10 protein-coding genes are annotated in these 14,161 nt (G+C 70.5%); 7 read left to right on the top strand and 3 right to left on the bottom strand.

Going from position 1 to position 14,161, the window contains the following annotated elements:
• The first annotated feature begins 332 nt into the window (after window positions 1–332).
• The 4 genes from tig (at window position 333) to clpX (ending at window position 4,858) form a co-directional block, all read left to right on the top strand.
• On the top strand, window positions 333–1,721 hold the full coding sequence (tig, locus tag ACH4FX_RS09410; protein ID WP_398476813.1) for a trigger factor: 1,389 nt from the start codon (window positions 333–335) through the stop codon (window positions 1,719–1,721).
• 327 nt (window positions 1,722–2,048) lie between these two features.
• Window positions 2,049–2,651, top strand: a complete 603-nt coding sequence (locus ACH4FX_RS09405; RefSeq protein ID WP_398477050.1) for an ATP-dependent Clp protease proteolytic subunit — start codon at window positions 2,049–2,051, stop codon at window positions 2,649–2,651.
• Window positions 2,652–2,722: 71 nt separating this feature from the next.
• Entirely contained in the window at window positions 2,723–3,406 is a 684-nt protein-coding gene (locus tag ACH4FX_RS09400; RefSeq protein WP_398476811.1) for an ATP-dependent Clp protease proteolytic subunit, read from the top strand.
• A gap of 162 nt (window positions 3,407–3,568) precedes the next feature.
• Window positions 3,569–4,858, top strand: coding sequence for an ATP-dependent Clp protease ATP-binding subunit ClpX (gene clpX, locus ACH4FX_RS09395; RefSeq protein ID WP_030020546.1), 1,290 nt, complete (start codon window positions 3,569–3,571; stop codon window positions 4,856–4,858).
• Between the two features lie 80 nt (window positions 4,859–4,938).
• On the opposite strand, the gene ACH4FX_RS09390 is transcribed toward clpX, so the two are convergent.
• Together ACH4FX_RS09390 and ACH4FX_RS09385 are read right to left on the bottom strand one after the other, a co-directional pair.
• Window positions 4,939–5,853: a hypothetical protein gene (locus ACH4FX_RS09390; RefSeq protein ID WP_398476809.1), complete on the bottom strand. Its 915-nt coding sequence runs from the start codon at window positions 5,851–5,853 to the stop codon at window positions 4,939–4,941.
• Window positions 5,854–5,892: 39 nt separating this feature from the next.
• A complete protein-coding gene (locus tag ACH4FX_RS09385; protein ID WP_398476808.1) occupies window positions 5,893–6,795 on the bottom strand; it encodes a hypothetical protein in 903 nt (300 codons plus the stop codon).
• A 159-nt stretch (window positions 6,796–6,954) separates the two neighbouring features.
• Between ACH4FX_RS09385 and ACH4FX_RS09380 the strand changes: the two genes are divergently transcribed.
• On the top strand, window positions 6,955–9,597 hold the full coding sequence (locus tag ACH4FX_RS09380) for a valine--tRNA ligase (RefSeq protein ID WP_398476806.1): 2,643 nt from the start codon (window positions 6,955–6,957) through the stop codon (window positions 9,595–9,597).
• Here the strand turns inward: ACH4FX_RS09380 and ACH4FX_RS09375 are convergent.
• Complete coding sequence (locus tag ACH4FX_RS09375) at window positions 9,563–10,786, bottom strand: hypothetical protein (protein WP_398476804.1); 1,224 nt, start codon at window positions 10,784–10,786, stop codon at window positions 9,563–9,565. The two genes, ACH4FX_RS09380 and ACH4FX_RS09375, sit on opposite strands and share 35 nt — an antisense overlap.
• A 305-nt stretch (window positions 10,787–11,091) precedes the next feature.
• Between ACH4FX_RS09375 and ACH4FX_RS09370 the strand changes: the two genes are divergently transcribed.
• Together ACH4FX_RS09370 and ACH4FX_RS09365 are read left to right on the top strand one after the other, a co-directional pair.
• Complete coding sequence (locus ACH4FX_RS09370; protein ID WP_398476802.1) at window positions 11,092–12,540, top strand: peptidoglycan D,D-transpeptidase FtsI family protein; 1,449 nt, start codon at window positions 11,092–11,094, stop codon at window positions 12,538–12,540.
• A 158-nt stretch (window positions 12,541–12,698) separates the two neighbouring features.
• On the top strand, window positions 12,699–14,159 hold the full coding sequence (locus tag ACH4FX_RS09365; RefSeq protein WP_398477048.1) for a bifunctional folylpolyglutamate synthase/dihydrofolate synthase: 1,461 nt from the start codon (window positions 12,699–12,701) through the stop codon (window positions 14,157–14,159).
• The last annotated feature ends 2 nt before the right edge of the window (window positions 14,160–14,161 follow it).

Genomic DNA, 14,161 nt, shown 5'->3' with positions numbered 1-14,161 from the left:
TTTCTTCTCGATCAGCCGTACGGCGCACCGGCCCGTTGCCCGGCCGGCCGTACGGCGCTCCGGCCCGTTGCCCGGCCGGCCGTACGGCGCTCCGGAACGCCGCGCGCGCCCCGGCCGCGCCGCCGTCCCGGCCCCGGCCGCCCGGCCCCGCCACCGCGGGTCCGTGAAGGCCCCGTCAAGATCACATTGCGGCTGCCAACCCGCTTGCGGTTACTATGCAAGCTGCGTGCCCGTGTGTCCTTCTCCCGGGCGCGATCCGCAGGGCGCCTGGACCCCGGGCGTCGGCAGATCTCAAGCAGAACCCCAGAAGTCAGCCCCAAGGAGACCGAACCGTGAAGAGCGCCGTGGAGACCCTGAACCCGACCCGGGTTCGGCTCACTGTCGAGGTGCCCTTCGAGGAGCTCAAGCCCAGCCTCGACGCGGCGTACAAGAAGATCAACCAGCAGGTCACGGTGAAGGGCTTCCGCCAGGGCAAGGTCCCGGCCCGCGTCATCGACCAGCGGTTCGGTCGCGGCGCCGTGCTGGAGGAGGCCGTCAACGACGCGCTCCCGAAGTTCTACACCGAAGCGGTCAACGAGGGTGAGCTGAACGTCCTCGGCCAGCCCGAGGTCGACATCACCGAGCTGAAGGACGGCGAGCTGCTGGTCTTCACCGCCGAGGTGGACATCCGCCCGGCCCTGGAGATCCCGGACTACTCCGGCATCGAGGTCGAGGTCGACGCCGTCGAGGTGTCGGACGAGGACATCGACAAGTCCGTCGAGCAGCTGCGCGAGCGCTTCGCCTCCACCTCCCCGGTCGAGCGCGCCGCCGAGGACGGCGACGTGCTCACCGTCGACCTGGAGGCCAAGGTCGACGGCGAGGTGCTGGAGGACGGCGTCGCCCAGGGCGTCAGCTACACGATCGGCTCCGGCGAGCTGCTGGACGGCATCGACGACGCGGTCAAGGGCCTGAAGGCCGGTGAGTCGGCCACCTTCACCTCCGAGCTGAAGGGCGGCTCGGCGGCCGGCAAGGAGGCCGAGGTCAAGGTCGACGTCACCGCCGTCGCGGCCCGTGAGCTGCCCGCGCTGGACGACGACTTCGCACAGCTGGCGAGCGAGTTCGACACGCTGGAGGAGCTGCGCTCGGACAGCGCCAAGCGGCTCGCCCAGATGAAGAAGTACGACCAGGCCACCCAGGCCCAGGAGAAGGTCCTCGACGAGCTGCTGAAGCTGGTCGAGGTCCCGATGCCGGAGAAGCTGCTCGCGGACGAGATCGAGACCCGCAAGCACAACCTGGTCAACCACCAGCTCGCCCAGATGGGCCTGGACCTCGCGAAGTACCTGGAGATCCAGGGCAAGACCGAGGAGGAGTTCGACGCCGAGACCAAGGAGCAGGCGGAGAAGGGCATCAAGACCCAGTTCATCCTCGACGAGCTGGTCAACAAGGAGAAGCTGAACGTCAGCCAGGAGGAGCTCACCGAGCACCTCATGCGCCGCGCGCAGTCCTCCGGCATGTCCCCCGACCAGTTCGCCCAGGCCGTCGTCGAGGGCGGCCAGGTGCCGATGCTCGTCGGCGAGGTCGCCCGCGGCAAGGCCCTCGCGGTCGTCGTCGAGGCCGCCACGGTCAAGGACACCAACGGTGAGGTCGTCGACCTGGACGACGAGGACGAGACGGCCGAGACCGTCGAGGCCGCCGAGGCCGAGGGCACCGACGCCGAGAAGGCGGAGAAGACCGAGGGCTGAGCCCCGGCCGCCCCGGTGGCACGGGCGGCCCCGGCCGCCCCGTAGCGCCGACCGGCTCCGTACGGGCCCGAACACGCCACGCCCGCGTGTTCGGGCCCGTACGTCATCAGGGCCCCGCGGCGCCGGTGAGCCTGCGCTCACAGCGAACAGCTGACAATGCGGGATGGCGCCCGCCGACCAGCGCGTTAGGGTCCGTAGATACGAGGGCAGGGGAGTACCCGAATCCGCGCCGGCCGACCACGCCGCGCCCTCCCCGCGCCCCAGAAGACGACGCTGAGACGGCCCCGGGCCGTCCGACAACGAGCAGGTGGACACGTGACGATCCCGATGCCTTCCGCCGCCGCTGAGCCGACCTTCGGTGGCCTCGGCGACCAGGTCTACAACCGGCTGCTCGGCGAGCGGATCATCTTCCTCGGCCAGCCGGTCGACGACGACATCGCCAACAAGATCACGGCGCAGCTGCTGCTCCTCGCCGCTGACCCGGACAAGGACATCTTCCTTTACATCAACAGCCCGGGCGGCTCGATCTCGGCCGGCATGGCGATCTACGACACCATGCAGTACATCAAGAACGACGTGGTCACCATCGCCATGGGCCTCGCCGCCTCGATGGGCCAGTTCCTGCTGAGCGCCGGCGCCCCGGGCAAGCGCTTCGCGCTGCCGAACGCCGAGATCCTCATCCACCAGCCCTCCGCGGGCCTGGCGGGTTCCGCGTCGGACATCAAGATCCACGCCGAGCGGCTGCTGCACACCAAGCGGCGCATGGCCGAGCTCACCGCCCAGCACACGGGCCAGACCGTCGAGCAGATCATCCGCGACTCCGACCGCGACCACTGGTTCGACCCGCAGGAGGCCAAGGAGTACGGCCTCATCGACGAGGTCATGACCAGCGCCTCGGGTGTCCCGGGCGGGGGCGGCACCGGGGCCTGAGCGCCCCGTACGACGCACCCAGCAGCCGACCCAGCCCCCTTCTGACCGCCACCAGGACGGTGAACCTCCAGATGAACAACTTCCCCGGCCGCGGCCTCCACGACCGCCCCGCCGCCCCGCAGGCAGAGTTCCAGGGCCAGCCCGCCGAGGCCCGCTACATCGTCCCGCGCTTCGTCGAGCGCACCTCCCAGGGGGTGCGCGAGTACGACCCGTACGCCAAGCTCTTCGAGGAGCGCGTGATCTTCCTCGGCGTGCAGATCGACGACGCCTCCGCCAACGACGTCATGGCCCAGCTGCTGTGCCTGGAGTCGATGGACCCGGACCGGGACATCTCGATCTACATCAACTCGCCCGGCGGCTCCTTCACGGCGCTGACCGCGATCTACGACACGATGCAGTTCGTCAAGCCGGACATCCAGACCGTCTGCATGGGCCAGGCGGCGTCCGCCGCGGCCGTGCTGCTCGCCGCCGGCACCCCCGGCAAGCGGATGGCGCTGCCCAACGCGCGCGTGCTGATCCACCAGCCGTACAGCGAGACCGGCCGCGGCCAGGTCTCCGACCTGGAGATCGCCGCCAACGAGATCCTGCGGATGCGTACGCAGCTGGAGGAGACGCTGGCCAAGCACTCCACCACGCCGATCGAGAAGATCCGCGACGACATCGAGCGTGACAAGATCCTGACCGCCGAGGAGGCCCTGGCGTACGGTCTGGTCGACCAGATCGTCTCCACCCGTAAGACGGCCGCCTCGGTCTGATCGCGTCCCATCGCGAAGTGAGCCGGAGACACGCCCCCTTGAACCGGGTTGACCGAGTCGGTCCAAGGGGGGCCCGTACGGGGGGCCCGGCAAGGTACCGTCGATAGGCAAGCACCCGGGTCCGCGGAGCAATGCGGATCCCAGGCGAAGGGGAAGCACCTCGTGGCACGCATCGGTGACGGCGGCGACCTGCTCAAGTGCTCGTTCTGCGGGAAGAGTCAGAAGCAGGTGAAGAAGCTCATCGCGGGTCCTGGTGTGTACATCTGCGACGAGTGCATCGACCTCTGCAACGAGATCATCGAGGAGGAGCTCGCCGAGACCTCCGAGGTCCGCTGGGAGGAACTGCCCAAGCCCCGGGAGATCTACGAGTTCCTGGAGAGCTACGTCGTAGGCCAGGAGCCCGCCAAGAAGGCCCTCTCGGTCGCCGTCTACAACCACTACAAGCGGGTCCAGGCGGGTGAGAACGGTGGCGCGCGCGGCGGCGACGACGGCATCGAACTCGGCAAGTCCAACATCCTGCTGCTCGGACCCACCGGCTCCGGCAAGACGCTGCTCGCGCAGACGCTCGCCCGGATGCTCAACGTCCCGTTCGCCTTCGCCGACGCCACGGCGCTGACGGAGGCCGGCTATGTCGGCGAGGACGTGGAGAACATCCTCCTCAAGCTGATCCAGGCCGCGGACTTCGACATCAAGAAGGCCGAGACCGGCATCATCTACATCGACGAGATCGACAAGGTCGCCCGCAAGAGCGAGAACCCGTCGATCACCCGGGACGTCTCCGGCGAGGGCGTCCAGCAGGCCCTGCTGAAGATCCTGGAGGGCACCACCGCCTCGGTCCCCCCGCAGGGCGGCCGCAAGCACCCCCACCAGGAATTCATCCAGATCGACACGACGAACGTGCTGTTCATCGTGGGCGGCGCGTTCGCCGGCCTGGAGAAGATCATCGAGGCCCGGTCCGGTGCCAAGGGCATCGGCTTCGGGGCCAACATCCGCTCCAAGCGCGAGATCGAGTCCAAGGACCAGCTCCAGGACGTGATGCCGGAGGACCTGGTGAAGTTCGGGATGATCCCGGAGTTCATCGGCCGGCTGCCGGTCCTGACCTCGGTGCACAACCTGGACCGCGAGGCGCTCCTCCAGATCCTCCTGGAGCCGCGCAACGCGCTCGTCAAGCAGTACCAGCGCCTGTTCGAACTGGACGGCGTGGAGCTGGACTTCGACCGCCCGGCGCTGGAGGCCATCGCCGACCAGGCGATCCTGCGCGGCACCGGCGCGCGCGGCCTGCGCGCCATCATGGAGGAGGTCCTCCAGTCGGTGATGTACGAGGTCCCGTCCCGCAAGGACGTGGCCCGCGTCGTCATCACCGAGGAGGTCGTTCACTCGAACGTGAACCCGACGCTGGTGCCGCGCAACCGCGGCGGCGAGTCGGGCGAGCACCACGAGAAGAGCGCGTAGCACCGTCCGTTCCCCCCGCACGGACGGCGAGGGCCGCCCCGCGATCGAGATCGCGGGGCGGCCCTTCCGCTTGCCCCCTGTTACGGCTTGCGGGTCTCGCCGCGGACCACGGCGGTGGTGTCCGCGTACTGCGACAGATTGATGTCCGAGGAGGAGCGCAGCGCGCCGTTCATGTAGAGCAGCACCGCGGCGGTCGAGCCGTCGGCCCAGCCGCACACCGGGGCGTAGCCGAACGTCGGGTTGCGGACGACCTCGCAGTCGATCGTGACGTTGCCGCCGGCCTTGCCGGGCCGGAACGTCTCGCGCTGCCGGACGACCTTGGTGCTTGCGTCGGAGACGCCGCTGAACATGCCGTCCACCACGCTGTCCGGGTCGGAGATGGTGCCGTAGCCGCCGGAGATCATCAGGCCGGTGGTGCGGCTGTCGCGGGTGCCCCGGTAGCGGGCGATCTCCTGCGTCATGCCGGGCGGGGGCGCGCCCAGCTTCAGGCCGTCGCGCTGCAGCGCCGCCTTGTCCTTCTCCAGCGTGTACGCGCCGTCGTCGACCGTCCGGGGCGTCGTCAGCCGCATCCGCTGCTCGTCGTCCTCCGCGGCCGGCGACTCCTCGGACGTGCCGTCGGCCGTGGAACCGGTCGTCGGCGCGGCGGAGCTGCTGCCGTCGGCCCGGGTGCGGCCCTCGTCGCCGCCGCCCACGGCGAGCACGACGGCCCCGCCGATGATCGCGCCGATCAGCACGACCCCGGCGGCCACCCCCGCAATGATCTTGCCCGTGTTGTTGCCGCCGGGCGGGCCGGGAGGACCGGGCGGCGGGAACTGCGGCGGGAGCATCGGCTGCTGCGGCGCCCCGAACCCGTATGGATCAGGCTGCTGCTGCGGCGGCCCCGGCGGCGGCCCGAACGCCCCGCCCTGTGGCGGTTGCCCGCTGCTCCCGTACGGTCCCTGCGGCGGCTGTCCACTGCTGCCGTACGGGCCCGGCGGCGGCTGGTCGAAGCTCATGTGTGTCCCCCCTGAGGCGGTCCGGTGCGGACGCGGTGGTTACTTCTCGCGCCGCAGTTCGGAGCGGATCTGGCTGGTCTTCTCGGCGAACTCCTTGGCCGGGAAGGCGGCGCCGGTGGATTTGGCGGGTGCCTCCAGCCCGCTGTTCACGACCACGCCCACCGCGCTGGAGTCGCCCCAGGCGCAGTACGTCACCGTGCCGGTCGCGGTGAGGGCGCCCTTCGACGCGGTGCTCCTGAGCGCCTTGCACTTCATGACCGAGCCGTCGAACCCGTCGGGGGAGAACTCCGTCACCGGGGTGACGGTCTCCACCTTCGCGCCCTTGGTGCCCGCGTCGTCGAGCTTCTTGTCGAACTGGGCGAACATCTTGTTCACCGCGCTCCTGGGGTCGGCGACCTTGCCGTAGACACCCGTGATGAGCAGTTCCTGCTTCCGGTCGTTCTGGTAGGTGCCCTGGACGCCCCGGCCCTCCGTGATGCCCATCGCCTTGCTCTCGGCGTCGTCGGCCAGGTTCTCGTCCTTGTCGGCCTTGCCCGGCACCTTCTTGAACGTACCGTCGAGGACGGCGGTCGTCAGGGCGATCGTGTACGGCTTCACGTCCCCGCCGGGACCGAACGCGTAGTACGCGCCCACGCCCATGCCCGCCACCGCCGCCACCGCGAGGACGCTGAGGGTGATCTTCACGCCCTTGCCCTTGCCGCCGCTCTGCGGCTGCTGCCCGTAACCGGCCTGCTGGCCGTACGGAGCCTGGGGGTACTGCGCGTAACCGGGCTGAGGGGCCTGCTGCGGGTGGCCGTACGGCTGCTGCGGGGGAACCTGGCCGCCCTGCTGCGGGAAGCCGTACCCGGGCTGTCCGACCGGCTGCGGCACCTGCTGCCCGTACGGTCCGGGCTGCTGCGGCGGCTGCCCGTACGGTCCGGGAGGCGGCTGGTTGAAGCTCATGAAGCGGGGTCCCCTCGTGGCAACTGACGGCGTCCGATGACGCCCGTCACAGTTGGTGTCCATGCGTTGCCAACATCCTGTACGACGCCACCGCCGGACGGTCGTCCGGGGGCCAAACCGATTCGAGACCGCGACATCCGCGCCCGTACACTGAGCGTCGTGACCGAGAACACTCAGCAGAGCCCCCGAGACGGCGGGCCGACGAACAGCAGCCCCACTGAACTGCCGACCCAGTACGCGCCGGCCGAGGTAGAGGGGCCGCTGTACGAGCGCTGGGTGGAGCGGGGTTACTTCGAGGCGGACGAGAAGAGCGACAAGCCGCCGTACACGATCGTCATCCCGCCGCCGAACGTCACGGGCAGCCTGCACCTCGGGCACGCCTTCGAGCACACCCTCATCGACGCCCTCACCCGCCGTAAGCGCATGCAGGGCTACGAGACGCTGTGGCAGCCCGGCATGGACCACGCCGGCATCGCCACCCAGAACGTCGTCGAGCGCGAGCTGGCCAAGGAGGGCGTCTCGCGCCACGACCTGGGCCGGGAGGCGTTCGTCGAGCGGGTGTGGCGCTGGAAGGCCGAGTCCGGCGGGCAGATCTCCGGGCAGATGAAGCGCCTGGGCGACGGCGTCGCCTGGTCGCGCGAGCGCTTCACGATGGACGAGGGCCTGTCCGAGGCCGTCCAGACCATCTTCAAGCGGCTCTACGACGACGAGCTGATCTACCGCGCCGAGCGCATCATCAACTGGTGTCCGCGCTGTCTGACCGCCATCTCCGACATCGAGGTGGAGTACCAGGACGACGAGGGCGAGCTGGTCTCGATCCGCTACGGCGAGGGCGAGCAGTCCATTGTCGTCGCCACCACCCGCGCCGAGACGATGCTCGGTGACACCGCCGTCGCGGTCCACCCGGACGACGAGCGCTACAAGCACCTCGTCGGCACGGAGATCGAGCTGCCGCTGACCGGCCGCCGCATCCCGGTCGTGGCCGACGAGCACGTCGACCCGGAGTTCGGCACCGGCGCGGTCAAGGTCACCCCGGCCCACGACCCGAACGACTTCGAGATCGGCCGCCGGCACGACCTGCCCCACCTCGCGGTGCTCGACGAGCGCGGCGTGATCACCGCGCACGGCCCGTTCGAGGGCCTGGACCGCTTCGAGGCCCGGTCCGCGATCGTCGCCGCGCTGCGCGCCGAGGGCCGGATCGTCGCCGAGAAGCGCCCGTACACCCACTCGGTCGGCCACTGCTCGCGCTGCAAGACGACCATCGAGCCCCGGCTGTCCATGCAGTGGTGGGTCAAGGTCGGCCCGCTCGCCAAGGCCGCCGGTGACGCGGTCCGCGACGGCAAGGTGGACATCCACCCCAAGGAGATGGAGTCCCGCTACTTCGGCTGGGTCGACAACCTCCACGACTGGTGCATCTCGCGCCAGCTGTGGTGGGGCCACCGCATCCCGGTCTGGTACGGCCCGAACGGCGAGGTCGTCTGCGTCGGACCGGACGACGAGGTGCCGACCGGCGAGGGCTGGACGCAGGACACGGACGTCCTCGACACCTGGTTTTCCTCGGGCCTGTGGCCGTTCTCCACGCTCGGCTGGCCGGACAAGACCGCCAGCGTCGACAAGTTCTACCCGAACTCGGTCCTGGTCACCGGCTACGACATCCTCTTCTTCTGGGTCGCCCGGATGATGATGTTCGGCCTGTACGCGATGGACGGCACCCCGCCGTTCAAGACCATCGCCCTGCACGGCATGGTCCGCGACGAGCGCGGCAAGAAGATGTCGAAGTCCTTCGGCAACGCGGTCAACCCGCTGGACTGGATGGACAAGTACGGCTCGGACGCCGTCCGCTTCACCCTCGCCCGCGGCGCCAACCCCGGCACCGACGTGCCGATCGGCGAGGACTGGGTCCAGGGCTCGCGCAACTTCGCCAACAAGATCTGGAACGCCACCCGCTTCGCGCTGATGAACGGCGCGACGGTCGAGGGCGCGCTGCCCCCGGCCGAGGAGCTGTCGGCGACCGACCGGTGGATCCTCTCCCGGCTCAACACGGTCGTCGCCGAGGTGGACGCGTACTACGACGACTACCAGTTCGCCAAGCTGTCGGACACCCTCTTCCACTTCGCGTGGGACGAGGTCTTCGACTGGTACGTCGAGCTGTCCAAGACGACCTTCATGGCGGGCGGCCCGGCCGCGGACGCCTCGCGCCGCGTCCTCGGCGAGGTCCTGGACGTCACGCTGCGCCTGCTGCACCCGATCGTGCCGTTCGTCACGGAGACCCTCTGGACGGCGCTGACCGGCGGCGAGTCGGTGGTCGTCGCCGACTGGCCCGCCGACAGCGGCTTCCGCGACGCGGCGGCCGAGCGGGAGATCGAGACGGTCCAGCAGGTCGTCACCGAGGTCCGCCGCTTCCGCTCCGACCAGGGGCTCCAGCCCGGCCAGAAGGTGCCGGCGCGGCTGGAGCTGGCGGGTACGCAGCTCGCGGCCCACGAGGCCGCGATGCGTTCGCTGCTGCGCCTCCAGCCCGCGGGCGAGGAGTTCACCGCCACCGCGTCGCTGCCGGTCGCGGGCGCGACCGTGGCGCTGGACCTGTCGGGCGCCATCGACGTCGAGGCCGAGCGCAAGCGGCTGTCGAAGGACCTGGCCGCCGCCGAGAAGGAGAAGGCGCAGGCCACCGCCAAGCTGGGCAACGAGGCGTTCCTGGGCAAGGCCCCGGAGCACGTCGTCGCCAAGATCCGTACCCGGCTGGAGACGGCCGAGGCCGACATCGTGCGCATCAGCGCCCAGCTGGCGGCCCTGCCCACGGCGTAGCGCCCGGCGCCGGGAACGGTCCCGGCGCGTGCGTCTCCGCAGGCCCCTCGTCCGTACGGGCGGGGGGCCTGCGCCGTCCCCTGCCGCGCCGGTCGCCGCGTTCGCGTACCGGCCACAGCAGGACGTACGCCGTCGACACGGCCACGAACGCCAGCCGGATGAAGCCGCGCGCCGAGTCGTCCGGCACCGCGAAGACGCTGCCGTACAGGATCAGCAGCGCCAGCCAGCTCCACCAGGGCACCAGCCGCCGCTGCCCGATGACGTCCCACAGCAGCGTGCCGAGCAGGACGGACGCGGTGTAGTACGTGTAGACGCTGGGGTCCAGGACGATCCGGGCGTTGGCGCCCAGCAGGACCACCGCCGCCCAGCGCCCCCGCCACACCGCCAGGCAGCCCAGGGCGAGGCCCAGCGCGAACTGTGCGGGCCGGTCCCAGCCCGGCGTCTCGGGGTCGGCCACGCCCAGCCAGCGCAGCGCGGACGCCGGATGGTTGGGGATGGCGAACTTCGCCGCCGAGAACGAATTCATGTCGCCGATGAAGAACGGCAGCCACGCCACCGCGACCAGACCCGCCATCCACAGTCCCGCCCGCAGCCACTTCTCCTTCGGGAGCGCGAGCAGCAGCGGTACGAAGGCCAGCGCGGTCGGTTTGGAGTCCATCGCCAGGGCCAGGAAGACGCCGGTCAGCGCGGCGTTGCCGCGGGTCACCGACCGTACGGCCAGCGCGGTGAAGAACAGCGCGAGCACGTCGTCCAGATGTCCGAAGCGGACCGAGACCTCGATCCACATGGGGATGAACGCCAGCCCGGCTATCAGGACGCGCTGCCGCAGCCGCTGGTGATTGGTGCCCGTACCCAGGAAGTGCCAGGCGGCGCTGCGCCCGGCCAGCACCACGATCACCAGGCCGAGCAGCGACATCAGGGCCGCCGCCAGGAACTGGCCGATGTGCTCGGGGAACGGGTTGAACAGGCCGGCCACCAGGAAGCTGACCGGGCCCATCTGGAGTTCGGGGTGGTGGGCGTAGAGGTTGAGGCCGCCGGTGCCGTCACCGGAGGAGCCCTGGTAGATCAGCTCGCCTCCGGTGCGCAGGTAGTGCCAGGAGAAACCCCCGTTCGGCTCGACCACGACGAACCACAGCACGGTCCACGCGGTGAGCAGCACCAGGTGCATCCGCTGACTGATGGCCGGCATGCGCACGCTTTCTCAGCTCCTGCCCCGCCCGGTGGAGACCGGCGGCCATCCGCCGTCGCCCCCCGAGCTACTGATCTTCTTGTCGGTAAAGGCTCACAGAGCCCGCCGTGGAGGATGACGGCAGGGGGCGGTGCGTTGCCCCGGGGCGGCGATCAGAGGCGTGTGTCACGGTGGGGGCGGTACGCGCCGGGTTCTCATCCGGCTCTCATGGAGACGGTGGACCATGGCCCCGCAAACGGGAGTTTCCGGCGGAAACGCACGATCCGGCCGCACGCGCCGTCCAGCGACGAGGAGCCGCGCCACCCATGAACAAACCTCTGCGCCGTGTCTCGGTGTTCTGCATCCTGCTGATACTCGCGCTGCTGGCGTGGGTCACCTGGATCCAGGGGGCCAAGGCGTCCACGTTCACCGACGATCCGCACAACCCGCGCGTCAACATCGCCAAGTACGCCGAGCCCCTGGGCAACATCCTGGTGGGCGGGCAGCCGGTGACCGGCTCCACCGCCACCGACGGCACGCTCAAGTACCAGCGGACGTACAAGAACGGCCCGCTCTACGCGCCGGTGACCGGCTTCACCTCGCAGATCTTCGGCAGCAACCAGCTGGAGAGCCTGTACGGGGACCTCCTCGACGGCTCGGACAGCCGCCTGCAGAACCCGGCCGACGTGCTGACCCGCCAGCGGCCCAAGGGCGGCGACGTGGCCACCACCATCGACGCCAAGGTGCAGCAGGCCGGGTACCGGGCGCTCGACGGCAAGACCGGTGCCGCGGTCGCCCTGGACCCGGCCACCGGCAAGATCCTCGGCATGGTCAGCACCCCCTCGTACGACCCGGGCAAGTTCGCCGGGTCGGGCAGCGACGACCAGAAGGCGTGGAAGGAGCTGTCGGGAGACAAGGATCACCCCGAGGTCAACCGCGCGCTGCGGCAGCCGCTGCCGCCCGGCTCCACCTTCAAGCTGGTCGTCGCGGCGGCCGCCCTGGAGAACGGCCTGTACTCCTCCGTGGACCAGCCGACCGACAGCCCCGACCCGTACACCCTCCCCAACACCCGTACGGTGCTGAAGAACGAGAGCGCCTCCGCGCCCTGCAAGAACGCCACCATCCGCACCGCGCTCCAGTACTCCTGCAACACCGTCTTCGCGAAGATGGCCGCCGACCTGGGCCAGGACAAGGTCCGAGCGCAGGCGGAGAAGTTCGGCTTCAACGACGGCAAGCTGGACACCCCCGTACGGGCCGGCAAGAGCGTCTACCCGAAGGGCATGGACAAGCCGCAGACCGCGCTGTCCGGCATCGGCCAGTTCGACGACACCGCGACGCCGCTCCAGATGGCCATGGTCTCCTCGGCCATCGCCAACGGCGGCGTCCTCCAGAAGCCGCAGATGGTCGACAAGCTCACCGACGGCGGCGGCAACACGATCCAGCAGTACGCGCCGGAGCAGTACGGCAAGGCGGTGTCGCAGCGCACCGCCGAGCAGCTCCAGTCGTCGATGGAGACCGTGGTCAACGAGGGCACCGGCTCCAACGCCAAGATCGACGGCCGCACCGTCGGCGGCAAGACCGGCACCGCCCAGCACGGCGTGAACAACGAGGGCACCCCGTACGCCTGGTTCGTCTCCTACGCCAAGGACGGCAAGGGCCGTCAGGTGGCCGTCGCGGTCATGGTCGAGGACAGCGACGCGGCCCGCAGCGAGGTCTCCGGCGGCGGCCTGGCGGCCCCGGTGGCGAAGGCGATGATGAAGGCGGCCCTGTCGTAGGGGGCCGGTCCGGGGGCCCGCCGCTGCCCGGCCGCAGGCCGCGCCCCACCGGTCGCGACAGCGGCTCGTAGACTGGACGCGTGAGCGACGACCGCCCCCGAAACGACGACCCCGACCCGACTCCCGGCCCGGACGGCCCGGCCGACCCCTTCGAGGAGATGGTGGAGGCCGAGACCGACCGGGACCCCGACCTCGCGGTGATCGAGGCCGGCAGCCGGACCCTGCGCGCGCAGGCAGGCCCGCCCCAGGGGGACGGCGTTCCCGCCCGTCCCGCCGACCCGGAGGTGGACCGCGCGCTGCGCGAGGTGGAGGCCGAGCTGGCCGGCCGCTGGGGCGAGACCAAGCTGGACCCGTCGGTGCAGCGCATCGAGGCGCTGATGGACGTACTGGGCTCGCCGCAGCGCGCGTACCCGTCCATCCACATCACCGGCACCAACGGCAAGACCAGCACCGCCCGCATGATCGAGGCCCTGCTGACCGCCTTCGACCTGCGCACCGGCCGGTACACGAGCCCGCACGTGCAGTCCGTGACCGAGCGGATCAGCCTGGACGGCGCCCCGGTCTCCGCCGAGCGCTTCATCGAGACGTACCGGGACATCGCCCCGTACGTGGAGATGGTCGACGAGCGCCAGCAGTACCGCCTGTCCTTCTTCGAGGTGCTCACCGCGATGGCGTACGCGGCGTTCGCGGACGCCCCGGTGGACGTCGCGGTCGTCGAGGTCGGCATGGGCGGCACCTGGGACGCGACGAACGTGATCGACGGGGACGTCGCCGTCGTCACGCCCATCTCCCTGGACCACACCGACCGGCTCGGCGATACGCCCGAGAAGATCGCCGGCGAGAAGTCCGGGATCATCAAGAAGGACGCCACCGTCGTGCTGGCGCAGCAGCCGGTGGACGCGGCGTCCGTGATGCTCAAGCACGCGGTCGAGGTGGACGCCACGGTCGCCCGCGAGGGCATGGAGTTCGGCGTGCTCAGCCGCGAGGTGGCGGTCGGCGGCCAGCTGCTGACGCTGCGCGGCCTCGGCGGTGAGTACCCGGACCTCTTCCTGCCGCTGTACGGCGCCCACCAGGCGCACAACGCCGCGGTGGCGCTCGCCGCCGTGGAGGCGTTCTTCGGCATCGGCTCCGAGCACGCCCGCACGCTGGACATCGACACCATCCGCACCGCGTTCGCCGCGGTGGCCTCGCCCGGCCGCCTGGAAGTGGTGCGCAGCAGCCCGACCGTGATCCTGGACGCGGCGCACAACCCGGCGGGCGCGCGGGCCGCGGCCGAGGGCGTCAGCGAGGCGTTCGGCTTCAGCCGGCTCGTCGGGGTCGTCGGCACCAGCGCGGACAAGGACGTACGCGGCGTCCTGGAAGCCTTCGAGCCGATCTTCGCCGAGATCGTGGTGACCCGGAACTCCAGCCACCGCGCCATGGACCCGGACGAGCTGGCGGCCGTCGCGGTGGAGGTCTTCGGCGCCGAGCGGGTGCAGGTCGAGCCCCGGCTCGACGACGCGCTGGAGGCGGCGATCACCCTCGCGGAGGAAGAGGGCGAGTACGCCGGCGCGGGCGTGCTGGTCACCGGCTCCGTGATCACGGTCGGCGAGGCCCGGCTGCTCCTGGGAAGGAACTGACC

This window comes from Streptomyces sp. NPDC018019, assembly GCF_044327805.1.
GTDB lineage: Bacteria > Actinomycetota > Actinomycetes > Streptomycetales > Streptomycetaceae > Streptomyces.
This window is presented reverse-complemented; position numbering and strand designations above follow the sequence as displayed.